The sequence below is a fragment of the Acinetobacter sp. V89_7 genome, assembly GCF_029967895.1.
Classification (GTDB): domain Bacteria; phylum Pseudomonadota; class Gammaproteobacteria; order Pseudomonadales; family Moraxellaceae; genus Acinetobacter; species Acinetobacter soli.
Window position 1 is genome coordinate 86891 of record NZ_JASCAJ010000031.1, and the last position, 24224, is coordinate 111114.

19 protein-coding genes are annotated in these 24224 nt (G+C 44.3%); 11 read left to right on the forward strand and 8 right to left on the reverse strand.

Features of this window, described 5'->3' with window-relative positions:
* Positions 1–144: 144 nt before the first annotated feature.
* The 4 genes from QLG00_RS11735 (at position 145) to QLG00_RS11750 (ending at position 6287) form a co-directional block, all read left to right on the forward strand.
* Positions 145–1500: an acyl-CoA dehydrogenase family protein gene (locus tag QLG00_RS11735; RefSeq protein WP_282471062.1), complete on the forward strand. Its 1356-nt coding sequence runs from the start codon at positions 145–147 to the stop codon at positions 1498–1500.
* A gap of 70 nt (positions 1501–1570) precedes the next feature.
* Positions 1571–2962, forward strand: coding sequence for an LLM class flavin-dependent oxidoreductase (locus QLG00_RS11740; protein WP_149930496.1), 1392 nt, complete (start codon positions 1571–1573; stop codon positions 2960–2962).
* Positions 2963–3156: 194 nt separating this feature from the next.
* Entirely contained in the window at positions 3157–4635 is a 1479-nt protein-coding gene (locus QLG00_RS11745) for an MFS transporter (protein WP_282471063.1), read from the forward strand.
* Positions 4636–4898: 263 nt separating this feature from the next.
* Entirely contained in the window at positions 4899–6287 is a 1389-nt protein-coding gene (locus QLG00_RS11750; RefSeq protein ID WP_282471064.1) for an NAD-dependent succinate-semialdehyde dehydrogenase, read from the forward strand.
* An 88-nt stretch (positions 6288–6375) separates the two neighbouring features.
* Here QLG00_RS11750 and QLG00_RS11755 read toward each other — a convergent pair whose 3' ends face one another.
* A complete protein-coding gene (locus QLG00_RS11755; RefSeq protein WP_004946000.1) occupies positions 6376–6690 on the reverse strand; it encodes a hypothetical protein in 315 nt (104 codons plus the stop codon).
* 255 nt (positions 6691–6945) lie between these two features.
* Between QLG00_RS11755 and QLG00_RS11760 the strand changes: the two genes are divergently transcribed.
* Entirely contained in the window at positions 6946–8880 is a 1935-nt protein-coding gene (locus QLG00_RS11760) for a phosphatase PAP2 family protein (RefSeq protein ID WP_282471065.1), read from the forward strand.
* Between the two features lie 51 nt (positions 8881–8931).
* Here the strand turns inward: QLG00_RS11760 and QLG00_RS11765 are convergent, their stop codons facing one another.
* The gene (locus QLG00_RS11765; protein WP_151977481.1) at positions 8932–9525 is read right to left on the reverse strand and encodes a LysE/ArgO family amino acid transporter; all 594 of its coding nucleotides are present in this window, start codon (positions 9523–9525) and stop codon (positions 8932–8934) included.
* Between the two features lie 155 nt (positions 9526–9680).
* Here QLG00_RS11765 and QLG00_RS11770 point away from each other — a divergent pair, with 155 nt between their 5' ends.
* On the forward strand, positions 9681–10562 hold the full coding sequence (locus QLG00_RS11770) for a LysR family transcriptional regulator ArgP (protein WP_119025076.1): 882 nt from the start codon (positions 9681–9683) through the stop codon (positions 10560–10562).
* Positions 10563–10671: 109 nt separating this feature from the next.
* Complete coding sequence (locus tag QLG00_RS11775) at positions 10672–11361, forward strand: GntR family transcriptional regulator (protein ID WP_171496902.1); 690 nt, start codon at positions 10672–10674, stop codon at positions 11359–11361.
* Here QLG00_RS11775 and QLG00_RS11780 read toward each other — a convergent pair.
* From QLG00_RS11780 to QLG00_RS11790, 3 genes are read right to left on the reverse strand one after another with little or no spacing between them, the layout of a single operon-like run.
* The gene (locus QLG00_RS11780; RefSeq protein ID WP_228274187.1) at positions 11351–12127 is read right to left on the reverse strand and encodes an ABC transporter ATP-binding protein; all 777 of its coding nucleotides are present in this window, start codon (positions 12125–12127) and stop codon (positions 11351–11353) included. The genes QLG00_RS11775 and QLG00_RS11780 overlap by 11 nt on opposite strands.
* 5 nt (positions 12128–12132) lie before the next feature.
* On the reverse strand, positions 12133–13149 hold the full coding sequence (locus tag QLG00_RS11785) for an iron ABC transporter permease (protein WP_282471066.1): 1017 nt from the start codon (positions 13147–13149) through the stop codon (positions 12133–12135).
* Positions 13150–13152: 3 nt separating this feature from the next.
* Complete coding sequence (locus QLG00_RS11790; RefSeq protein ID WP_282471067.1) at positions 13153–14160, reverse strand: ABC transporter substrate-binding protein; 1008 nt, start codon at positions 14158–14160, stop codon at positions 13153–13155.
* A gap of 172 nt (positions 14161–14332) precedes the next feature.
* Here QLG00_RS11790 and QLG00_RS11795 point away from each other — a divergent pair, with 172 nt between their 5' ends.
* From QLG00_RS11795 to QLG00_RS11805, 3 genes are all read left to right on the forward strand, one after another.
* Positions 14333–16447 carry a TonB-dependent receptor gene (locus tag QLG00_RS11795; protein WP_282471068.1) on the forward strand — a complete coding sequence of 705 codons (2115 nt, stop codon included), beginning with the start codon at positions 14333–14335 and terminating at the stop codon, positions 16445–16447.
* A 470-nt stretch (positions 16448–16917) separates the two neighbouring features.
* Complete coding sequence (locus QLG00_RS11800; protein WP_119690227.1) at positions 16918–17919, forward strand: 2OG-Fe(II) oxygenase family protein; 1002 nt, start codon at positions 16918–16920, stop codon at positions 17917–17919.
* A gap of 163 nt (positions 17920–18082) precedes the next feature.
* Positions 18083–18763, forward strand: a complete 681-nt coding sequence (locus tag QLG00_RS11805; protein WP_004935859.1) for a GntR family transcriptional regulator — start codon at positions 18083–18085, stop codon at positions 18761–18763.
* A gap of 43 nt (positions 18764–18806) precedes the next feature.
* Here QLG00_RS11805 and QLG00_RS11810 read toward each other — a convergent pair whose 3' ends face one another.
* Together QLG00_RS11810 and QLG00_RS11815 are read right to left on the reverse strand one after the other, a co-directional pair.
* Positions 18807–19754: a PDR/VanB family oxidoreductase gene (locus QLG00_RS11810; RefSeq protein WP_119690228.1), complete on the reverse strand. Its 948-nt coding sequence runs from the start codon at positions 19752–19754 to the stop codon at positions 18807–18809.
* Between the two features lie 11 nt (positions 19755–19765).
* Complete coding sequence (locus QLG00_RS11815; protein ID WP_282471069.1) at positions 19766–20842, reverse strand: aromatic ring-hydroxylating dioxygenase subunit alpha; 1077 nt, start codon at positions 20840–20842, stop codon at positions 19766–19768.
* A gap of 533 nt (positions 20843–21375) precedes the next feature.
* On the opposite strand from QLG00_RS11815, the gene QLG00_RS11820 reads away from it, so the two are divergent.
* Positions 21376–22728 carry an MFS transporter gene (locus tag QLG00_RS11820; RefSeq protein ID WP_004946021.1) on the forward strand — a complete coding sequence of 451 codons (1353 nt, stop codon included), beginning with the start codon at positions 21376–21378 and terminating at the stop codon, positions 22726–22728.
* 117 nt (positions 22729–22845) lie between these two features.
* Here the strand turns inward: QLG00_RS11820 and QLG00_RS11825 are convergent, their stop codons facing one another.
* Complete coding sequence (locus QLG00_RS11825) at positions 22846–23994, reverse strand: FAD-dependent monooxygenase (RefSeq protein ID WP_119690231.1); 1149 nt, start codon at positions 23992–23994, stop codon at positions 22846–22848.
* Positions 23995–24224 lie beyond the last annotated feature (230 nt).

Here is a 24224-nt window from a genome sequence, read left to right on the forward strand (position 1 = left end):
TTTATTTTTTATTAATCAAAATAACAGAAAATTAAAAAAATAATAGATAGGTTAATGAATAAATCCTGCAATGATTATCACATTTTGATTTTTATAAAAACAAATGCGTTGGCTAAGATAAAAATAAAATTGATGGATGCTCATATGACACATTTTTATCACCCAACGGTCAATACACAGCTGCAACATCGCCCCCAGATCACGACTTCGCAATTGTTTCGGGTATGGGGTGAAGCGGTTTCCACACGCTACGATACGCTCGCAAGCCAGTTTCGTCCTCTATTTGAACAAATTAAACAACATGCATTGCAACGTGAACAGCGTCATGAACTTCCGATTGAACAAATCCAGTGGCTCAAAGACAGTGGATTTACACGCCTACGTTTACCAAAGGCGTATGGTGGATATGAGGCCACATTGCCTGAATTGTTTGCCTTATTGATTGAACTGGCCGAAGCAGACTCAAATTTACCTCAAATTTTGCGGATTCATTTTGGATTTACTGAAGATGTTTTGGTGTCTCAAGATCCGGTATTCCAGCAACGCTGGCTTGAGCGTCTGGCGCGTGGCGACACAATAGGCAGTGCATGGTCGGAAGGTGGTACAGAATCAATTCACGCCTTTAAAACGCATTTATCGACCGATGAAAGTGGCAAGATTCGCCTGAATGGAGAAAAGTACTATACCACCGGCAGTTTATATGCCAATTGGGTTGAAGTGGGGGTGACCGATCTTCACGGAGAATCTTCAACCGTGATCGTGCCGCGGCATGCACAGGGCGTCGAGATTTTAGACGACTGGAATGGATTCGGTCAGCAACTCACCGCCAGTGGCACAGCACGCTTTACTGATGTACTGGTCGATCCAAGCGAATTTCTGCCAGAAGGAACTCGCTTTAAATATTCTGCTGCGTTTTACCAGTTGATTCAATTGGCGATTATTACAGGCTTAACCCGTGCAGCAACCTACGATGTATCTGCGGCTGTTGCCAAGCGTACGCGGAATTACTCACATGCCAATACACCTTTGGTACAAAATGATCCTCAAATTTTGCAGGTGGTCGGTCAAATCCGCACCGCAGCATACACCGCCGGTGTGTTGGTTGAAAAAGTTGCACGAAGCCTCGAGCGTACCTATTCGGCTGCGCTCGATTCACATAGTGTGTCTGAAGCGGATCTCAACGCGCTGGCAGAGCTGGAAAGTGCCCAAGCTCAGGGTGTCATTACCCAATTGGCACTAGATGCTTCGACCTTACTCTTTGACGCCTTAGGTGCATCTGCGGCAGATAAAAAATATGGCTTCGACCGCTATTGGCGCAATATTCGAACCTTGGCATCGCACAATCCGCGTGTATTTAAAGCACGAATTATTGGTGATTTTAGTGTGAATGGAACTTTACCGCCCTATCAGTGGCGTATAGGAGATACCTCAAAGATCGAGGCTCAAGCAGAACAGAGTACTTTAAAAAATGCCTCATCTGTGTCACTCACTCCAACCTAAACTGGCTGCTATGTAAAAGCCCTTATGCTTTAAATCACCAGACATCCATAAAAATATAAAGATAACCGCTATGACAAAACAGATTAGTTTTAATGCATTCGAGATGAACTGCATCGCGCATCAGTCGCCAGGGCTGTGGCGACATCCCAAAGACCGCTCAACAGAATACAAAGCACTTGAGTACTGGACGGATCTGGCAAAAATTTTGGAAAAAGGCTGTTTCGACGGAATTTTTATTGCAGATGTGCTGGGGATTTATGATGTGTATCATCATAGTGCCGAACATGCACTCAAAGGTGCCGTACAAGTACCGGTTAATGATCCGTTACAGATTGTGCCAGCAATGGCGGCCGTGACCCAGCATTTGGGATTTGGCTTGACCACCTCTATTTCATTTGAGCATCCGTATCCATTTGCGCGGCGTATCAGTACGCTGGATCATCTGACGAGAGGTCGTCTTGGGTGGAATATTGTCACGTCTTACCTAGACAGCGGATCTAAAAATCTGGGACAAAAAGGTCAGGTCAATCATGACAACCGTTACGATATTGCCGATGAATATCTGGAAGTGCTGTACAAGCTTTGGGAAGGATCTTGGCAAAATGATGCTGTACTCCGAGACAAAGTAAACGGTATTTTTGCCGATCCTGCAAAAGTTCATGCAATTGCGCATGAAGGCAAATACTTTAGTGTGCCCGGCATTCACTTGTGTGAACCTTCACCGCAGCGAACGCCAGTTTTATATCAGGCTGGCGCTTCACCGCGAGGGCAAAAATTTGCCAGTCAAAATGCAGAATGTGTGTTTATTGCAGCGCCGTCCAAAATTGCGGCTAAAAAAGTTGTCCAGTCGATTCGTCAGAAACTCAAAGAAGAAGGACGTGATCCTTACTCCGTTAAAATATACACGTTATTGTCGATTGTAACGGCAGAGACAGACCATGAAGCACAGCAAAAATTTAAGGAGTATCAATCTTATGGCAGTTATGACGGTGCCTTAACTTTACTGTCCGGATGGTCTGGTGTCGACTTTTCACAATACCGTCCTACCGATCAAGTCGAATATATCAAAACCAATGCCATTCAGTCTTTACTCGATGCCTATGTCAATGCAGATCCAGAGCGTGTCTGGACCATTGAAGAAATCGCGCACTGGAATAGTCTGGGCGGAAATGGCCCCGTTTTGGTCGGAGGGGCTGAAACGGTTGCAGATCACTTGCAAGCATGGATCGAGGAAACTGATATTGACGGCTTTAACTTGGCTTATATATTGGCGCACCAGACCTTTATCGATGTTGTGGATTTTATTGTGCCCGAGCTACAAAAACGCGGTGTTTATAAAACAGAGTACACTACCGGCACCTTGCGTGAGAAGTTATTTGGTCAGGGGCCTTATTTAAGCGAGCAACATAAGGGCGCAAGCTATCGACAACTTAACCGTGCAACATATGCCCAGGCGATTTAAATAGAGATTCAAATTAAATAAAAAAAGAGGGTAACCTCTTTTTTTATTTTTTCAGATTTTTATTTTAAGGCTTTTGCTATTCATTTCAAAAATAATGAAATATAAAAATAAGATGAGGTTTTCAATTTTAGTTGGTTCATTTTAATTCGATATCGCTCTTATATTAAGCCTTTTCAAATCAGGCACTTTTAAAAATGAGTAATTATAATCATCAAACTATTCCAGCGTATGAAATAAGAAGTGCGAAAGATGTCTCGCAACTGGTTTCTCAACATGCAGGTCAGGGTAAAAGTAATCATGTGATCTGGCTGGCGCTAATAGGGGTGTTTATAGATGCCTACGATCTCACCACATTATCGTTTGGTATCGATCAGGTGGTGAGTGAGTTTTCGCTAACGCCTGTCATGACCGGTGTGGTTGCCTCTGGCATCATCTGTGGGACTATTGTGGGCAATATTATCGGTGGGTGGCTCACCGATAAAATTGGCCGTTATCGTGTGTTTATGGCCGATATGGTGTTGTTTGTGATTGCCGCGATAGTGGCGGGGCTGGCCCCCAATGTCTGGGTGCTGATTGCGGCACGTTTTGTCATGGGAATTAGTGTCGGTATCGATTTACCTGTGGCGATGTCATATTTGTCTGAATTTTCAAAATTTGAAGGCAAAAGCAATAAGGCGGCGCGTTTGGCAGCATGGTGCCCAATGTGGTACGCCGCTTCTTCGGTGTGTTTTGCTGTGGTGTTGGTACTTTACTTTTTACTTCCACCTGAGCACAGCAACTGGCTTTGGCGTGCATCGTTGATTTTTGGCGCAGTGCCTGCGCTGTTGATTATTTTTGTACGTGGAAAATATCTGACCGAATCACCGATCTGGCTGGCCAATCAGGGTGACCTCCAAGGTGCAGCAAAAATATTACGCCAATCCTATGCGCTCAATGCCAAGGTCGCAGACGACATTATTCCGCAACAAGTGGGTCAGCAGCATCAGGCAAAAAAACTGAGTTTCAAAGTTTTGTTTCACTCTGAATATCTTTCCCGTACGGTCGTTTCCTTAGTGATTCATGTTTCGGTTGCATTTCAATACACCACCATTGCGTTCTTTTTACCGTCAATTCTGACACGGTTTTTCCACACCGATACACTCACCACCATTACCACCACACTTGGGCTTAACTTGATTTTTGCCTTTACAGGCGGGCTGTTGGGTGTATATGTGGCCAGCCGGTTTTCGTCACGGCATGTGCTGCTTGCTGGATTCGGGCTACAGTTTGTGGCGTTGATTGCACTGGCATGGATTGGAGAACCACAGCATCCATTTTTAATTTATACCGCTGTTATTTTACTGGGTGCCTGGTTATTTGCCGAAGGCTTTGGGCCTGGGGCGCAGATGATGGTTTATCCAACCATGGCGTATCCTGCAGAAATTCGTGGCATTGGGGTCGGGTTTAACCGAGCAGTCACGGGTGTCGCACAAGCCATTGCCATGTTTGTATTGCCCATTTGGATGGCACGTTACCAGACGGATGTATTTTTCATTATTTCATTTTTTGCGGTGGTGCCTTTGGTGGTGATTGGTTTGATGATTAAATATGAACCCACTCGGCATGATGTCGATGCATATCCGCACGCAGTAAAGCAAAAAACAGCACTCAGTACGGATGTCGTGGTCGATTAATGTCGATTAATATAGAATGGCGACACGCTCAATCATCAGCTTGCAGCCTAAAATACATACTGGTTAAGCTGGTATTGAGTACACGATAATGCTGAACCTCAACTAATTTTATACATTTTGTCTTTGAATGTTACGCCGTTATACGATTTGTAAGATCAGAATAAATTACTTTAGAAATCATCTGCGTGACCGTAATTTAAAAGGACACGCATTTTTTTAGAAATGCGCTCAAAATTGAAACTTCAAAAATAGAGGGTAGATTCATGGCATATGCAACGGTTAATCCCTACACGGGCGAAAAAGTAAAAGAATTCCCGACTGCAACTGAAAAAGAGGTACATGCAGCAATTGACGCAGCCTATACCGCGTATTTAGATTGGAAAGAAACTTCGTTTGAAACACGTGCTAACGTATTGAATCAGGCGGCCAGTATTTTACGCCGCGACAATGAGAAGTATGGAAAATTTTTAACGCTCGAAATGGGAAAACTATTTAAAGAAGCATTAGGCGAAGTCGAGATTTGTGCACAAATTTTTGAATATTACGCCAAACATGCCGAAAAGTTTTTATCGCCAACGCCACTCACCACTGAAAATACCGACATCGATGCCATGATTTACTATGAGCCACAGGGTATTGTGATGGCGGTAGAACCTTGGAATTTTCCGTTTTACCAGATTGCCCGTATCTTGAGTGCGCAGCTGGCCGCTGGAAATACTGTACTGCTCAAGCATGCCTCGATTGTGCCGCAAAGTGCAAATGCATTTGAAGAACTGATGCTTGAAGCAGGTTTGCCTAAGGGTGCTTTTAAAAACCTATATTTGAGTCATGAACATATCCCTCTGATTTTAAATGATCACCGGGTGTGTGGCGTGGCACTGACAGGTTCTGAGGGTGCCGGCGCTGAGGTGGCTGCACATGCGGGCAAGGCATTGAAAAAATCGACGCTTGAACTAGGGGGTGCCGATGCACTGATCGTGCTTGAAGATGCAGACTTGGAAAAAGCGGCTGAACTTGCAGTCAGTGGCCGCCATAGCAATGCCGGTCAGGTATGTACCGCATCAAAACGTTTTATTGTGGTCGATCAAGTCTATGATCGATTTGTCGAGCTTTACAAACAAGGCGTGGCAAAGCTTAAAGCGGGTGACCCGATGGACCCGGAAACCACTTTGGCACCTTTATGTTCGCAAGAGGCCGCCGACAACTTGAAAAAACAAGTCGAAAAAGCCAAAGCAGCAGGTGCTAAAGTTGAAGCAATCGGTGCGCCGGTGCCAGAGCAAGGTGCATTCTTCCAACCCTTGCTTATGACGGATATCAGTGATGATAACGACGCACGATACTGGGAGTTTTTCGGGCCAGTCACACAGTTATATCGTGCCAAAGATGAGGACGATGCTATCCGTATCGCCAATGATTCACCGTTTGGTTTGGGCGGCTCAGTGTATACAGCCGACCATCAACGCGGTGTTGAAGTGGCCAAAAAAATCCATACCGGTATGGTTTACATCAATAGCCCAACCACGTCGCAGGCCGACTTGCCATTTGGTGGTGTAGGTCGTTCAGGCTATGGTCGCGAACTGATTGATTTGGGTTTAAAAGAATTTGTAAACCACAAATTAATTGCAGTGACCGATATCGATGCCAAGATTTAACCGAAGTGAGGCGAACTTCTAAATAAATCGTCTCAACAAAAACACCAGATCATCGCTGATCTGGTGTTTTTTTATTGGATTGGTATCTTTAACGTGCTGCTTTATTGCAAGCGGCCAGTTCGGGTGATTGAGCATTCCACACTTTTCCAGCCGAGTTTTTATAGTAACTAATTTTTCCTACCCGCATCACTAAACTTTGGCACGAGTCGAGCGATAGCTCATCACCCCAAGGGCCAGACATGCTGCATGCTTTTCCGTTACATTTCCAGACCACATTAGGCCCGCTTTCAATAGGTACGGTCACTGTACCTTTATAGGTTGAGCCAGCAGACCAAGTGGTGTTGGCAGCCAAGGCATGTTGGGTGCCGAACAACACTGCACAGCAGAGGAGGAATTTTTTCATTGCTATTCTTCTTTTGGTTGTTATATCGACCAATATAGGTTTTTGCGTCGAATCAAGTCAATGTCGTCCGTAACACAGATTGAATAACGCCAGATAAAGTGAACACACGATAAAAGCGTCCGTTGCGTCCAGATTTAAATGGGTTTTTTTGTCAGTTAAGAGGTAGATCGACTCAAAATCATTTGATCGTATTTAACACAAATTAAACACTTTTACTGAAAGATAGCATCTTTATTTACGCTTATGGATGACGCCATGTCCAGTTTCAAGTTGAATGCGCTTTGCCTCTCGATTTTGTCTTGTTCCGTGCTGTTTACAGGATGTAATGATCATGATACCGATACCACATCGGATGCTATCACGCAGCCGCCCAAAGGTTTGGGCTATGAAGATACTGCACCTGTTTCGTCGAATCTTAATGCAGTGGTCGACTCTTGGGCGACTAACCAGCGAGGCGATGCGCGTTATGCCACAGTTGAAACCAATGCGGGCGTTCGAGTTTTAAGTGGTTATCTTGATGTCTGGACACCTTCGAGTTTATTGGTCGATGCAGGCGTATCTGCTGAGGCACGAGACGGATTTCCAGCGGTGAAAGCCTCAAACTGGACCGGAATTCCAGGTGATAGTACAGATGGAACCAAAAAAAATGCAGAAGTACTTAATTACAATATCAATTATTCCGTACAAACCACACATAATCGAAGCGCAGAAGATGCTGTGCGTGCCTATCTCGATGATCGACGCGGTAAAAGCTACAGCGTGACCACTGGTCTTGGCGCGCTGACAGATCCATGGCGCAAACTAACGGGACAAACCACCACCATCAATGCTGTACCCGCTGATGCACAACAGGTGAAATATGACGACCAAGGCAATAACTCGGGCCTAACAACCGCTCAAGGCAATCTCGATTTTGGTCAGGTGGTCGAATTTATTCAGGCTATGGGAACCAACGCATCGACAGAGCCAGCCAAGCGATTTTATAAATATGCACGTCCGTATCGTTGGAGCCGCGATGTCATCGTGGTGCCTAGTTTAGAATCGGCCAAGAGCACTACACCCAATACCGATGGCGGTTTTCCAAGTGGTCATACCGCCGAAGCGGGTCGAAATGCCATTGCAATGGCATATCTGGTGCCGCAGCGCTATCAGGAGCTGATCGCACGCGGAATGGATTTGGGCGATTCGCGTATTATTGCGGGGATGCACTCGGCACTTGATGTAGTCGGTGGGCGTATTCAGTCTATTGCTGCCGATGTCGCAAACCTCAATGCCATGACGCCTGAAAAGCGCCAACAGGCCTATCAGCAGGCACAAACTCAGTTGATGAAAGCCACCAATACTACAAATTTTGAAGCCTTTTATGCTGTAGCAAAAACACCTTACGATCAAAACGATCGGTTCGCAGATCTAAACACATTAAAAGATAAAGTCAGCCTGTGGATGACGTATGGATTTAATCAAATTGCAGATAAAACTCGTGTTGCAAATGTGCCTAAAGGTGCAGAGGTCTTACTCGAAACCCGCTTTCCTTACTTAACCGCCAACCAGCGCCGTGTGGTCTTAAAGTCGACCGCAATTGCATCAGGTTATCCTGTGATGGATGATGCCGAAGGTTATGGGCGCTTAAATCTGTTTAAAGCAGGTGCAGGTTATGGCAATTTTAATGGTGATGTAACACTGACCATGGATACCGCATTGGGTGGCTTTAACCAGTCTGATCAATGGGGCAATGATATTTCTGGAGCCGGAAAACTCACCAAACTGGGAACAGGCGCACTCGGCTTAAATGGCAACAATACATTTACGGGCGGTATAGATATTACTCAAGGTACGATTCGTTTATTGTCTGAACATGCAGCAGGGCAAGGCGATGTGTATGTACGCGCTAATAGCAATTTAAATATCAACACCACAACCACTTTACGCCTCAAGAGCAATTTTACACAGCTTGCTAGCTCAACGCTTCTGGTTGATTTTAAATCTGCAATGCAACCTGCCGTACAAATTGACCAGACTGCCAGCTTAAATGGCCTGTTAAATATTCGTACCAGCAGCACTTTGCCGGCAGGAACCTACACCGTACTGACTGCCAAAAAGCTACAGGGAAGCTATCAAAAAGTGACTTTAAATGGGCAGGACATTACGCCGATTTATCAAGACAATTCGCTTCGCTTTAAAATATCGTAACTGATAGGTGCGTACACAGCTGGTCAGTCATACAGGCAAACCAGCTATGTATTACAGAATCAGATTCAGCGCAATTCCCCACATGATAAATCCAATAATAAGATCAAGTACTTTCCATGCATGTGGACGGTTAAACACAGGTGATACAAGCCGCGCACCATAACCGAGTAAAAAGAAAAAAGACCAAGATGCCAGCATGCATCCGGCAGCGAACAGATAATTTTGAGGTGAAAACTGAACAGAAATTGAGCCGACCAAAACCACTGTATCTAAGTACACATGTGGATTGAGCCAAGTGAGTGCCAGACAGATCCCAATTACAGGCAATAGCTGGTGATTTTCCAGATCACTCGGGCGTAATACCGATGACTGCAATGCTGCGTAAAAGTGCTTTATGCCATATAAGAATAAAAAGAGCGCACCGAAATACTGGGCACAGATTAATAAAGCTGGAAACTGAATGATTATTTTTGAAAATCCTGTAACGCCCAGATAAATCAAAATAGAGTCAGACAACGCACACACCAGACATACCCAAAATACATGCTGACGTTTAAGCCCTTGTTTGAGCACGAAGGCATTTTGAGCACCAATGGCGACAATAAGCGACAGACCTACGGCAAAGCCAGAAAAAAAAGCGTTCATAGTGACTCGATCATAAACAAAATAAAAGTAACCCCAAGCCACGTCAGCGTGTGCTTTTAACCGGAATCCAACGTCATCAATGGTAGATGGTTTTTCTAATTAAAGTCAGTAATACTAAGAAGATATCGAGATAACTAAAAAAAATTTAGGTGATTATGTTAGACAGTAAGCAATGTGATGCATTTATGGCTGTTGCGGAACACGGTAGTTTTGATTTGGCGGGCGATACGTTATGTATTACGCCTTCAGCGGTTACGCTGCGCGTACAAGCACTGGAAAAACAACTCGGACAATTGCTTTTGATTCGGGCACGCCCATGCACACTGACGCCAGCAGGTCAGCAACTGTTTGAGCATTTACAGCATACACGTCGTCTGGAGCAGAATTTAATGCATACGCTGGCTGGCCCGCAAAATGCCAGTTTTTTTCAAGCCGTCATTGCCACCAACGCCGATTCGCTTTCGACATGGTTATTGCCTGCATTACATGCGGTGCTTATTCAAGAAAAAATACTACTACAACTGCGGGTTGATGATCAGTCTCACACCTATTCATGGCTACAAAAAGGCATTGTCAGTGGCTGTATTTCGGTGGAAAGTAACCCCATGAAAGGCTGTCAGGCCCAGTATCTTGGCAAAATGAAATATCAGTTAGTCGCGACTCAGGCCTTCACGCAGCAATGGTTTGCACACGGAATTCATCGCACACAGCTACGCAGTGCACCGGCCATCATTTTTAATGAGAAAGATCATATTCATTTTAATGTATTAGAAAGCCAGTTTGGGCTACCGCAAGGCAGTTATCCGTGTCATGTCATTCCTTCATCTGAGTCTTATTTTACCGCAGTGCAACTGGGCATGGGGTATGGCATTGTGCCCGAATTCCAGCTTAAAGCCGCCCAGCAACCGCTGATCAATCTGATGCCTAATTACAGCATCGAGATTCCGTTATATTGGCATCACTGGTCACAACAATCGCAACCGTTACAGCGTTTAACTGAGCATATGCTGCATCATGCACGGCATTTTCTGGTGTAAATCTCGACAGGTTTAAATCCGCACGCATTTATTTGTTGCAGTCATGGCTACGTTCAATCTCAAAAGCCATTATAATGAGCCGCTTATACGTTCCGTATTGGTTTATCTCATGTCCAAAGCACCATCTGAAAAAAAAATATCCAATAACATTTCGGATCTGATTTATGCACAATTAAAACAAGATATTTTTAGCTTTGTACTCAAACCCGGTCAGCGTTTTACAGAAACCGATCTGGCCGAGCGTTATGCCGCAAGTCGTACTCCGATCCGACAGGCATTGTATCGTCTGGAGCAAGAAGGTTTTGTGCATGTGCATTTTCGAAGTGGATGGGAAATTCGTCCACTCGAATTTAGGTATTACCAAGAACTTTTTGATTTACGCATGATTTTAGAAAAAGAAGCAGTCAAACGTCTGTGTGCACTCGAACAGCCGCAAGAATTACCCGCATTGCAAGCGTTACAGGCCATGTGGCTGATTCCTCCCGAACACTATTTAAAAGACACTGCCGCGTTGATCTTACAAAGTGAAGACTTTCACTGTGCTTTAGTACGTGCTGCCGGTAATCAGCAAATTGCCAAGATTCATCAGGAGGCCAGTGAAAAAATTCGTATTGTACTGAGTCTGGGGGCCATGAAGGCATTAGATGTCGCGCATGCATACGAAGATCATGGTGCGATTTTACGGTGTATCTTAAATAAAGATGCCGAACAGGCCATTCACTTGGCCGAGCACCATGTGCTTGAGAGCATCAACGAAGTAAAAAATATTACTTTGCAAATGCTCAGTGTCATTCACTGATTTCCCGGCGTTTTGGCATGACGATTTTGTGGGTGCCCACATAGGCTTGCTGAAACGGTAAATCATAAACCTGAGCCAAAAAATCAGCCTCAGCGGCCTGTGCTTTGTCTTGTGCGCGAATAATCTGGCTGTCTTTAATAAAGAAAAACTCATCTGCATACAAAAATGCAAGATTCGGATCATGCATAATGGCCACAATGGTATAGCCTCGACGCGACAACTCGTGCAGTTTTTGCATGAGAAAAGCCTGATAGTACACATCCAGATGATTGGTGGGTTCATCGAGTAAAATGACTTTGGGGTTTTGCGTCAAGATGCGTGCAATCATGACCAGTTGGCGCTCACCGCCCGATAGCGTGGTGTAATCGCGATCTTGTAAATGCTCAATTTCCAGCATGCGAAGGGCTTCATAGGCTTGGTCGCGATCGATTTGTGAAGGCGCATAACCCGAAAAAGCAGCACGACCAGTCAGCACCACATCTAATACTTTAAAATTAAAAATACTACGATGGCTTTGTGCAAGAAAACCCAGTTGCACCGCCCGCTGTTTTCCTTTGAGCTTTGCCAAGGGCTGACCATCAAATAAAATTTGACCTGACTGAAGTGGATAAATACCGGCCATCAGATTAAATAGTGTCGATTTACCACTCCCGTTTCGACCAAGTAGTACAGAAAAACAATTGGACTGGAATTCGAGCTGAATGTCATGCAGCACCGTTTTTTTCTGGTAGGCAAAATTGACTTGTTGAATTGAAATTGTACTCATAACCATCAAGCCCAGTTCATGCGATAACGACGAATAAGATATAAAAACAAGGGAGCACCGAGCAGCATCGTAAAAATTCCGATTGGAATTTCAAAGGTTGAAAATGTCCGAGACAGATTATCGATAATCAACAAAAATGATCCACCCAAAAAAATGTTCGCTGGAACAGTTTTGGCATTATCTGGCCCAATCAGCATACGCACGACGTGCGGTACAAAGAGTCCGTAAAGACTAATAATGCCGGCAACTGCCACAGAAGATGAAGTGGCTAGCGTCACAAATAACACCAACAAAAACTGATCTCGCCTTGGGTCGACGCCAACCGCTTGGGCTTCAAGCTGACCCAGTGCCAGTAAATTCAGCCGCCAGCGCATGCCATACATACCCAGTAAAGACAGGGCAATCGGTAAAACAGCCTGTTCGACTTTGTCCCATGTGGCTTGATGCAAATTGCCCATAGTCCATTGTACAATTGCCTGTAATTTATAAGGATCGCTCAAGTACTGCACAATACTGAGTCCTGCGATAAACAGCCCAGAAACAATCATGCCGGAAAGCAAAATCACCACCACCGAACTTTTTTCATAGCGTTGCTGGGCAAAACCATAGGTCATACATACGGCTAAAATACCAAATAAAAATGCAGATACCTGAACCGGGAGCCAGCCAGTGAGCAGTGCAAGCGCAGCACCTAAAGCCGCGCCAGACGAAATACCCAAAACATAAGAATCTACCAATGGATTTCGAAACAAGGCTTGCAGGGTATTACCCGACGATGCCAGTGCAGCGCCAACTAAAAAGGTAAGAAAGACCCGTGGCATTCGAACATTTACAATAATGTTTTGCATGAGTTCTAGTTGCGCGAGTTCAATATTGCTCAAATGGTTTGGCGTGCTAAAAAAGGCATAAAGTGCATAGCTAAAATCACGTAGACCAAATTGTTCAGATGGCCCAATCAACAAAGAAAATATAATCAGCGGAACAGGGAGCAGATAAATCAAAACAGAAACAGAAGACTTCACTGATTATTCCTTGGATTGAGCCATGTGGATGAGTTGGGTGGCATGCGTTGCCCCATAAAATTCACTTAAAATCCGCTGCATATCATGCGCTGCATCTTGATGCACATCGACTGAACCAGATAACCAGTGTTGTAACTGATTGGCAGCCAACAGAATTTTGGGTGTATGCGGATTAAACAAAAACGCAGGACGCAAGCTATACACCTGCCGTTGCCGAACGGCACTCAAGATGCTTAGTTCTGGGCGCTCATAAATCTGCTCAGGACGACTGTTCCACAGTAAAATCACATCCGGATTCCACTCCAGAAGTTTCTCTGGATTGACATTGGGTTGATCAATTGAAGTGGTGACCACATTACGTGCCCCGGCAAGTGTCATGACAGTATTGGGCATAGAGTCGATGCCCGAGGTCGAGAAAATCCGCCCTCCAGACCAGCCGTAGTACACGGTTTTTTGCTGCGTTGTATTGTGTTTTTTGGCATTCATCGCGGCAATTTCAGCATCAATAAATTGAAGTAATTGCTGAGCACGCTTAGTGCGTCCTGTCAGGGTGCCTAAATCATGTAATTCTTTTCGGGTTTGTTGCAGATTTTCCGACATCACGGCATATACCGGAATCTGCATTTTTTGTAATACCTTGATCACGTCGGTCTGGCCAGCATTGACCACGACCAGATCGGGCTGTAGTGCAACCACACTTTCAATATTGGTCGAGGCTTCCCAGTTACTTGGCGTTGCAATTTGTTTTTGGGCAATGCGTCGATCCAAAATGGAATAAGCACGATACAGATCCGGCGCGCTGTAGATTTTGGCAGGAATGCCCACCAGTGCCGAACCTGCACCCAGCATATACAAATCATCGACGCTGGCCTCAAACAGGCACACAATCCGCTGTGCTGGCTTTTGCAGTTGAACTCTATTGCCGTATCGGTCTGTCACATCTATTTGAACTGTATTTGCCTGATCTGACGGTACATGTACAGGCGTACAGGCAGCGCATACCAATCCCATAAATGTCAGCAAAAAAATGCATCGAAATAAACCAAAAAATTCAGCAGTCATAGTTTAGGCATTGTGCTCGGGCAGCAGATTGGAAAAAATACGTCAAACGACTTATACAAACTTGTGTACAAGATGGTATTTTATTGTAATTTATCGTAATTGCAACTGTTGGATCACCAAAATGAAACTGCGTAGCAGGCACTTTTTATATTCATTTGCACCATTTTTTTGTGTGCTACACACGGGGTATGCGCAAGAAACCGCGGTATTGCAGACGCTTCAGGTCATGGCACAATCGGAAGATCATTCTTATTTAAATACGCTTAGCTCTGAGGCCACAAAGTCGGGAACCGACCCATTTCAAACTCCGCAGAATGTTCAGGTGGTGAATCAGGCGATGCTCCGAGACAGCAATGCACAGCGTGTTGGGGATGTGATTGGCTTGGTCAGTGGTGTGAGTTTACTCAACCCTTTAGGAGGGCTTTGGGACAATTATTCGTTTCGTGGTTTCAATACCGATCAGACCATTGGTGCTGCTGCGTTACGAAATGGAGTCAATGCGTATCTGGGGCTGAATGCTGCGCATGATTTGATTAATATTGAGCGAATCGAGTTTTTAAAAGGGCCAGAAGCTGCACTTTATGGTGCGGGTGATCCGGGCGGAACCGTCAATATTGTGACCAAAAAACCGCAATTTCATCCAGAGTATAGTATCGAGCTTCGGGGTGGCTCCTATGATCAGTACCGTACCGCAATTGATGCTAGCAATGCGTTAACCGACACCGTGGCGTATCGTATTGGGGTGGCATATGAAAACAACCACAGCTTTCGAGATGAAGTGAAAAACAATCGATTGTTCGTAGCACCTCAACTGACTTGGCAACCCAATGATGCGACGCAACTTGACTATGACAGCGAATATACAGTCATCAACAGCCTGTTCGATCGGGGAGTGACCGCTGTGAACCAGCAGTTGGGGAAAATTCCCAATACACGTTTTTTGGGTGAAAAAGACGATGGTCTGATGACCATGAATGATTATTTGCAGCAGCTTAGACTCCGCCACCAATGGGCCAATAACTGGACCAGTACCAGTACCATTAACTACAAAGACAACACTTGGCGTGGATTTTCGTCTGAAGCTTATCAACTTTTAAATGCACAGGGTGATCTCAATCGTGAGCGACGCTATCGTATCTACGATACCACCAGTTATCTGTTTAATCATGATGTACAAGGTGAGCTAGAAACAGCACAAGCCAAGCACCGCTGGTCGATTGGGCTAAGCTATAGCGATTTGACCATTCAAAACCATTTGCTGCGTTATCGCAAAAAAGGATCGACCGAGAGTCTGATCAATATTTACCATCCTCAATACGGGATTAATTTACCGGCGGTGTCGAGTGTTTACAACACACATGAGCGTCAAAATAATGTGGCACTGAGCTTCAGTGATGCGATTGAGTTTTCACCTAAGTGGACTTTATTGCTTGCGAGTCGTTTCGATTATTATCAACAACGTTATAACGAGGTTGTGGCGCAGACATCGGGTCAGCAACGCTTTACTCAGTGGAGCCCGAAAGCTGCACTGAATTATCGAGTGGACGATGCCACTTCAGTATTTGTGAGTGCAGGGCAATCCTTTCACTTAAATTCTGGCTTAGATATCCAGCAACAACCGTTTGTACCCGAAAAAGCATGGACCTATGAACTTGGCATGAAAAAAAGTGCCTTTGATGATCGCCTAATGTCATCATGGTCTATTTTTCAAATCAAGAAGCAAAATGTTCTCACCACCAATCCCGTCGACTCGTCGTACATGATCACTGCCGCTGAGGAAAGCAGTCGCGGTATCGAATGGGACTTCACCGCTCAGCCCATCGATGCACTCAACCTAAAACTGGCCTATGCCTATATTGATGCTAAGGTATCAAAAACTGAGGCGGCTGCGGGCATTCAAAAGGGCAGTGCGCTACTCAATAGCCCGAAACATAATGCCAGCCTGATGATGATGTATGATCTTTGGCAGTCTGGTGGGCAAAAAGTTGCTGTAGGCAGCAATATTCAATATTTGTCAAAGCGCTCAGGCAATGTATATGACAATGGTTTTAATCTTCCAGCTTATACTTTAGTGCATTTAAACGCTGCCTATCAGGTGACGCCTCAGCTCAGTTTTCAGTTCAGCTTGAAGAATCTGTTTAATCAAGCGTATTACGTGTCTAGTTTAAAAGACGAATGGGTGACGCCGGGCAATCCGCGCGAAATGTTTGTGACGCTCAATTATCGTTTTCAATAAGATGAAAATAATATGCGATGATTACATTTCGCTGCATAAAATTAAGTTTGAATTAAGTTCCGGGCACTAATCTTCTTATCAAGCCTAGCAGCTTATGCCAATCTCCAATCGGCATCTTGAAATACCCTTCGCCACACCCTCAGATGTGGCTTTTTTTTGCCTGAAAATTAAGGCATGCACACTCATAATGCAGTTAAACAGCCAACATTGCCACAATCTGATGCAGCGCAGGGTAGAATGGGCCTTTAATCTTGCGTTTCATTATGATTTTTTGCAATTTTACATTGGCATAGTGTTTGCTTAATTTAATTGAGAGTAGAAGCTGTCAACATATAAAAAACGAGTATGTGGGTCATTGCTCTAAGCGTTAGCTTGAAAAAGGCGTGACGTTTAGTGTGACTCAATACTTGACTATCATTTTAGCGTATTGGGTCATGTCATTAAAATTTACTTGAATGTGAGTGATAAAAATGAACAGTCGACATTACCCAAAAGCTGAATTTTCAATGCAGGAACTACAAAAAGAATCACGGATGGGCAGTATAGGCACCGAAACCCAACGTGAAATCCGAATGATCGATTTAAGTGACTTTGAACAGCGCAAATACGAAATTGCCGATCAGCTCTGGTCTGCTGCAATCGAAATCGGTTTTTTTCAGGTGTATAACCATGGAATTTCAAGCCGAGATATCGACCATGCCTTTAAAATGGCCGAGCAATTTTTTGCCTTACCGCGAGATATCAAAGCACAGTATCCCTTAACTCGTAATGCCGGATGGGAAAGCAAAGCACAAATTCGGCCCTCTACACAAACGCCCGATCAGAAAGAGTCCTATCAAATTACCCGGCCACGCATGCAACAGCTTTGGCCAACCGAACAAGAACTTCCACACTTTAAAACCGATATGCTCGATTTTGAACAAAAGTGCTGGTCGGTAGGAATGAAAATTTTATCCTGCTTTGCCTATAAACTCGGTTTTGCAGAAGAGTTTTTCACACAGGCGCATGATCCTTCGCAGTCAAGTTATCAAAGTACCTTACGCATGTTGCATTATTATGCGGTCGATCCTGCGCTTAAAGAAGAACTAGGATTATGGCGTGCAGGCGCACACACCGATTTTGACTGTTTAACATTATTATTTCAGCAAGAAGGCCAAGGGGGCTTGCAGGTGTGTCCGGGCAAAGAGATGGACGAGCAGGAGTGGACCTCGATTGAGCCATGTAAAGATGTCATTACCTGCAACATTGGCGATATGCTCACCCGCTGGAGTGATGATTTATTGCCATCTAATTTCCATCGTGTCAAAAATCCAGCCGATGATGAATATCAAGGCGCTCGCTATAGCCTTGCATTTTTCTGTCAAGCCAATGAGGATGTGCTGATTCAAAGCCCTCAAGGCAAGTATCCCGACATTACCGCCAAAGATTATTTAGCACAGCGTGTTAGTGCCAATTTTTCTGGAAAATATTGATTTCATTTACAAGTGATTTTTTGACAAGACAGTCATCAAAATCGAGACTGTTTTGTCATTAAATCACTCAAATTTAAAGCAAAACTCACATAATTATCATTGTCAGATTACGCCTTAAATTGATAGCATCGAATGGATTCTTGATTGCTAAAAAGTGGCGCAAATGTCTTCAGGACAACAAGTCTTAATAAAACTCAGAAAAATGATTATTGCTGGCGAACTTGCAGGCGGGAGTCGGATTGCTGAAATTCCAACGGCTGAACTACTAGGTGTATCGCGTCAGCCAGTGCGTATGGCTTTTCGACTGCTCGAACAAGAAGGACTCTTGATCAAGAATCCTACGCGTGGTTATCTGGTACGTGAAATTTCTGATCAGTTGATTCAAGATGCGATTGAAGTGCGTGGTGTGCTTGAAGGTTTGGCAGCCAAAACCTTGGCAGAAAAAGGCTTAAACGATGAGCAGAAAAGCACACTTAAAAGCTGTATTGAAGAAATCGAAAAGCTTTTTGCAGCGCACAGCAGTTTCGGCGACGCAGAGATAGAAACCTATGATCATTTTAATGCGATTTTTCATGACACGATTCTTCAAGGGGCAAAAAATATTGCCCTGATGCAGGCGCTCGCTAAGAATAATCAACTGCCTTTTGCGTCAGCGCAAGCCATTACCTTCGATTCATCTCAGGCGCTTTCAGAATATCGCCGTTTGCATTACGCACATTTGCAGCATTGCTCCATTTACGATGCGCTGTTGCATCGACAAGCGGGGCGTGCTGAAAACCTGATGCGCGAACATAGCAGTGTTGCCATTTTGGGCGAGACCGTTCGGCATCTGATTGCAGATTAAAAAACTCCTATACATGGGCTTAAGATGTATAGGAGAAAACCTTTTATCCAAGCTCAATCACTAAGGTCTCTGACTTGGCTCTTGAGCAGCATGGCGTAAAATACTGATTTGACGCATGCTCTTCATCTGTCATAAACACATCGCGATGCTCTGGAATGCCAGCAAGTACACGGGTCATACAGGTTCCGCATACGCCTTGTTCACATGAAATAGGCACGTCAAAACCATGCGCAAGCAGTGCTTGGGTTGCTGTTTGATTGGCCGGAACCTCAATCGTTTGGCCGGAACCGAGAACTTTAATTCGAAAAGACCGGTTACTGGTTTGATCGACTGGTGCAGCAGCAAAATGTTCCTGATGCAATTGCGCATTTGACCAACCCGCCTCAACGGCTGCATCCATCACAAACTGCATAAAACCTGTTGGGCCACAAACATAGAGATGATGGTCTGTACTGGCATCGGCTAATACCTGCGCCATATTGCACGCCGTTTCAGGTTGATCTTGAATATGTAAATGAAGATGATCTGGAAAATGCGTGGTTAAATTGCCATAAAATGCAAGCATTTCGTGGCACCGCACAAAATAATGCAGCTCAAATGGAATCTGTTCACGCTTTAATTGATAGGCCATCGATAAGATCGGTGTGATGCCAATTCCCCCTGCAAATAACATGGCACGGCCAGTTTGCGGATGCAGCTCAAATAAGTTACGTGGTGGACTAATCTGTAAACGATCACCTTCGCTATAGTCCAGATGCATACAGCGCGAACCGCCACGTGAATGTTCATCGTGTAACACGCCAATCACGTAACGATGTCTTTCGCTGCTACAGTTTGAAAGTGAGTATTGACGAGTGAAGCCGTTTTTTAAATGCACATCGATATGCGCACCTGCCGAAAAAGCCGGAAGCGAATCACCCTGTGTCGAAACCAGTTCAAAAGCACGAATATGTGCAGTGAGCTGATGAATTTTATCAATGATCACGTCCATGTCATGCTGCCTTATATCACGCGAATATTGGGAAACTGGCGATCTTGAAGATCTGGCGGTGGCGTTGTTTCTTTGGCCAGCAGACGCTCAATAATTTTTCGTGATTGAACACCACCCGCATCGATATTCAACATTAATAACTTTCTGTGCGGATTGTTCAAAATATTTTGTTGCTGTTGTTCCAGCATTTGCAAATCTTCGGTAAAGATTTTGCCTTGACCTTCACGAATTTGATCGGTCAATTCATGATTTTCGGGCTGAAAGTGACGTGCCATTCCCCAAAAATACCAATGCGAGGTTTCAGTTTCAGGCGTAATAAAGTCGACCACAATCGCCGAGACTTTCTTGTCTGTAGGTGCATGATATCCGCCATAACCTGCATGCGCCACGCCCACCTCAATATGCACATTACTTGGTGCATAAAAATGGCAGCGCTGCCAGCGATCAACTGGAATATCATCGGCCAAATGGTTGCCACGTAATGCCATTTTCCAAAACGGTGGGGCAGTCACATTTTCCATATAACGTTCGGTAATCACGTGATCGCCGTCGACCTTGGTCACAGGCAAAGCTTCGTCAATTTCTTTTTGACCAATACTACTCGAATGTACGTAGGTTTCGTGGGTGAGATCCATCAGATTATCAATCATTAATCGATAATCACACTGGATATGAAACAGACCTCCGCCATAACCCCATTCGGGATGATCGGCCCATTCAAGTTCTGGAAGTGTGCTCTCGTCTGCCAACCCGATATCGCCTGGCCAAACCCAGATAAAACCGTATTTTTCCACAGCAGCATATGCTTTATTGCACGGAAAACCAGTCACGCGTTGTGCTGGCATTGCGACAGTTTTTCCATCGCAGCCCATGACCAAGCCGTGATAGCCACAAACCAGATGACCATCTTCGACATAACCGAGTGACAGCGGTGCGCCGCGATGCGGACAGAAATCTTCTACAGCAGCCACTTTATTTTCTTTGGCACGATAAAAGACGATTTTTTCACCACAAATAGTTCGACCTAATGGCTTGTCCTGAAGATCTTCTGGACGGCAGGCGACGTACCATGCATTTTTTATAAACATTTGTGACAGCTCCTTATCACTTATTGGATCCAATTTAATTGAGTTTTGACTATTCGTCAATTTAGATTTTTCTTTAGAACAAAATTAAATTTGTATGTTTTTTTTACATAGTTCAGTAATTATTTCATGATTCATTATTTTTTTATTTAAATGAGATAGGTTTAATCCACATTTAAGTCATAAATAAAAAATCTCATAGATCGAATTGGAAAAGCAATATTGGATCCATGTTTGAGGAAATGAAGTTATTTAACTGAACCTGAAGCTTCGCTTGAGAAAAATAAATTAAATGTACGATCATCAATTTATTTGTACGTTTATCGAACAATAAAATCTGGAAATTGTTGCTTTGATCAATCGAGTTGATCACTATTTAACGTGAGCAGGACGCTCCAGAGACCTGAACACTACTGTTATTTATTTTTAGTTATTTAATTCCTTTTAGGCAATTATGGATATGGATATGCATAATCACCCGGCATTTATACTGTTAAATGTGGCGTGTATCGCTGTCCAGACATGGAGATACCCACATGCAACGCGACGTACTCAGCGAAATTAATCAAAACCCCATGAGCCGCTATCAGTGGTTTGTGATTGGGATCTGTATTTGTTTGAATATCATTGATGGCTTTGATGTGATGGTGATGGCCTTTACCGCACCGTCAGTTTCTGCTGAGTGGTCACTTTCAGGTGCGCAAATCGGAATGTTACTCAGCGCTGGCTTGTTCGGTATGGCCGCAGGCTCCATCTTTTTAGCGCCATTGGCAGATAAAATTGGTCGCCGTTTTCTGATTCTGATTTGTTTGGGGATTTCCGGCCTTAGTATGTTGGCATGTGCCTTTGTGACCAGTCATGGCATGTTGGCTGCATTGCGCTTTATTACGGGTATTGGTGTGGGTGGTATCTTGGCCAGTAGTAACGTATTGGCGAGCGAGTATGCCAATCTAAGATGGCGTAGCCTTGCAGTGAGCCTGATGTCAACAGGTTATGGTATTGGCGCAACTCTGGGTGGTGTATTGTCTTTGGCCTTTGTTGAACACTTAGGCTGGCGCTCGATTTTCTTGGCAGGTGGCGTGACAACACTGCTGATGTTGCTGGTGAGTTATTGGGTATTGCCAGATTCGCTGGATTATTTATTGGCTAAAAAACCAAAACAAGCACTCGAAAAAATCAATGCTGTCATGCAGCGTATGGGGTTAGTTCGCTTAGACACCTTGCCAATCTACGATAAAAATGGCACCAAAGAAGCAGGTGATATTGCAAAACTGTTTCAGGGTAAACAAGGCTTTTTAACCTTATGCCTTTGGTTTTCATTCTTCTTGGTGATGTTCGGATTCTATTTTGTCATGAGCTGGACACCAAAGATTTTGATCAGCATGGGAATGTCACCAGATCAAGGCGTGAGTACGGGTATTTTAATCAGTATTGGTGGAATTTTTGGTGCGGCAATTATTGGCTTACTGGCCTCACGTGTCAAAATTTTCTATGCGCTCAGTGTATTTTTAGGTTTAACCGCTGCATGTGTCTGGCTCTTTGTGGCAGTCTCATCGCAAGTCAGCATTGCACTGGTGGTCGGGCTGTTGCTTGGCACACTCATCAATGGCTGCGTGGCAGGCTTGTATTCAATTTCGCCAACCATTTACGATGCCAATATTCGTAGTCGTGGAGTGGGCTACGCAATTGGATTTGGCCGAATTGGTGCCATTATATCGCCAACGGTTGCAGGTATGTTTTTAGACAAGGGTTTGGCACCTGCAACTTTATATGCCTATTACGGTATCGTATTTGTTTTGGCAATCTTCCTGATTTTAAGTCTAGGTAAGGCATTTTATCGTCAGCACGATCAAGATACAGATGTTAAACCTGTTAAATCATTGGCTTGAGTAGTTAATGGTTCGTATCATTCTTGAATGCTGGCTTTACTGAGTTCACTCATGAGTACAATTTAAGGAATGCTTACTGCTTTAAAAAAGATCCTGCTTAAGCAGGATCTTTTGATTTTAAGCGTTACTGGTGTTGGCAAGTTCAGTCTGCCACGCATCGTATTGATAGACCCAGTCGGCGTTACCTTGTTGCTTCATCCATTGGTTGCCACGAGAACCGAGTTGAATTTTAGCGGTACGCTCTTGTCGAGTGAGTTCATAAACTTGAAGTGCCCGTTCAATATCTGTGTGAGAGCTGACCGATGCAAGGCAGCGTCCAAGTACTACCGCATCTTCAATTGCCATACCGGCACCTTGTGCCATAAATGGAAGCATTGGATGACAGGCATCACCCAATAGCGTTACACAACCGACAGACCAATTTTGCAGTGGATCACGTTCATAAAGCGCACTTTTTAGGGTCGTGTCGCAGGCATCAAGCAGGGCACGTGCATCCGCATGAAAATCTTTATAAAATGCGCGCAATTCATTTACGTCACCTTCACTGGTCCATGATTCTTCTGTCCAGCTCTCTTGCCCGGTCGTCGCAAAAATAAAGGTGTCTTTACCTTGATTGAGTGGGAACGTCACAATCTGCTGCTGAGGGACTGGGCCCCACCATTTGGTAAATGCATCGATTTCGGGTACATGTTGTACTCTTTCTGTCGGTACAACAGAGCGAAAGGACACAATTCCGGTAAAGCGTGGAGATTCTTCGCCAAATAAAGCACTACGCACACGTGAATGGATACCATCTGCACCAATCACCACATCAAACTGTTGTTGTGTACCATCTTCAAAACTTAAATCAATGCCGGATGCATGCTGCTCTAAATGACACAGACGTTTGGAAAACTGAATGTGTTCGACAGGAAATAATTCAGCCAAAGCGTGAATAATATCTGCACGGTGGATGGTGACTTGTGGTGCACCATAGTGTTGTTCAGCCACTTGGCTCATACCTAAGCGAGAGGTTTCAAGGCTCGTATCCCAATCACGACTGATTCGATAAGTTGGCATGGCTCCTAATTTACGAATGGTTTGGCCAGCACCTAAGCCATCCAGTGCTTTAACCACATTTGGGGTGAGATTAATGTCTGCTCCCACACGTGAAAATGTAGCAGCTTGTTCAAAGACCGTGACCTTGTGGCCCGACTTACTTAAGGCAATTGCGGCAGCCAAGCCGCCAACACCACCGCCAACGATTGCAATTCGTAATGTGTCCATACCTGTATTCTCGTTTTGTTTTACCTAAAAGATCGAGTTATTATTTGTTTTAAATACAAAACAAAGTTAAATATATAAAACAATCTATATCATTAAGCTGAACTTGAACAATGTCAAGTCATTCGTTTGAGAGAAAATCATGTTGATTTTTTAAGGTACAGATAAAGTGGGAGAAATCATCAAAAAACAATGCAAGATTAAACATGAGTGGTCGGCAATCCATTGCCTAT

What these genes read in the sequence shown, in the direction of transcription:
- QLG00_RS11790 (WP_282471067.1), bottom strand. Translation starts at nt 14,160, where the DNA reads ATGGGATTGGTATGCGCTGCCTGTACGCCTGTACATGTACCGTCAGAT.
- QLG00_RS11795 (WP_282471068.1), top strand. Translation starts at nt 14,333, where the DNA reads ATGAAACTGCGTAGCAGGCACTTTTTATATTCATTTGCACCATTTTTT.
- QLG00_RS11750 (WP_282471064.1), top strand. Translation starts at nt 4,899, where the DNA reads ATGGCATATGCAACGGTTAATCCCTACACGGGCGAAAAAGTAAAAGAA.
- QLG00_RS11775 (WP_171496902.1), top strand. Translation starts at nt 10,672, where the DNA reads ATGTCCAAAGCACCATCTGAAAAAAAAATATCCAATAACATTTCGGAT.
- QLG00_RS11780 (WP_228274187.1), bottom strand. Translation starts at nt 12,127, where the DNA reads ATGAGTACAATTTCAATTCAACAAGTCAATTTTGCCTACCAGAAAAAA.
- QLG00_RS11770 (WP_119025076.1), top strand. Translation starts at nt 9,681, where the DNA reads ATGTTAGACAGTAAGCAATGTGATGCATTTATGGCTGTTGCGGAACAC.
- QLG00_RS11755 (WP_004946000.1), bottom strand. Translation starts at nt 6,690, where the DNA reads ATGAAAAAATTCCTCCTCTGCTGTGCAGTGTTGTTCGGCACCCAACAT.
- QLG00_RS11825 (WP_119690231.1), bottom strand. Translation starts at nt 23,994, where the DNA reads ATGGACACATTACGAATTGCAATCGTTGGCGGTGGTGTTGGCGGCTTG.
- QLG00_RS11745 (WP_282471063.1), top strand. Translation starts at nt 3,157, where the DNA reads ATGAGTAATTATAATCATCAAACTATTCCAGCGTATGAAATAAGAAGT.
- QLG00_RS11820 (WP_004946021.1), top strand. Translation starts at nt 21,376, where the DNA reads ATGCAACGCGACGTACTCAGCGAAATTAATCAAAACCCCATGAGCCGC.
- QLG00_RS11800 (WP_119690227.1), top strand. Translation starts at nt 16,918, where the DNA reads ATGAACAGTCGACATTACCCAAAAGCTGAATTTTCAATGCAGGAACTA.
- QLG00_RS11805 (WP_004935859.1), top strand. Translation starts at nt 18,083, where the DNA reads ATGTCTTCAGGACAACAAGTCTTAATAAAACTCAGAAAAATGATTATT.
- QLG00_RS11810 (WP_119690228.1), bottom strand. Translation starts at nt 19,754, where the DNA reads ATGGACGTGATCATTGATAAAATTCATCAGCTCACTGCACATATTCGT.
- QLG00_RS11815 (WP_282471069.1), bottom strand. Translation starts at nt 20,842, where the DNA reads ATGTTTATAAAAAATGCATGGTACGTCGCCTGCCGTCCAGAAGATCTT.
- QLG00_RS11760 (WP_282471065.1), top strand. Translation starts at nt 6,946, where the DNA reads ATGTCCAGTTTCAAGTTGAATGCGCTTTGCCTCTCGATTTTGTCTTGT.
- QLG00_RS11765 (WP_151977481.1), bottom strand. Translation starts at nt 9,525, where the DNA reads ATGAACGCTTTTTTTTCTGGCTTTGCCGTAGGTCTGTCGCTTATTGTC.
- QLG00_RS11740 (WP_149930496.1), top strand. Translation starts at nt 1,571, where the DNA reads ATGACAAAACAGATTAGTTTTAATGCATTCGAGATGAACTGCATCGCG.
- QLG00_RS11735 (WP_282471062.1), top strand. Translation starts at nt 145, where the DNA reads ATGACACATTTTTATCACCCAACGGTCAATACACAGCTGCAACATCGC.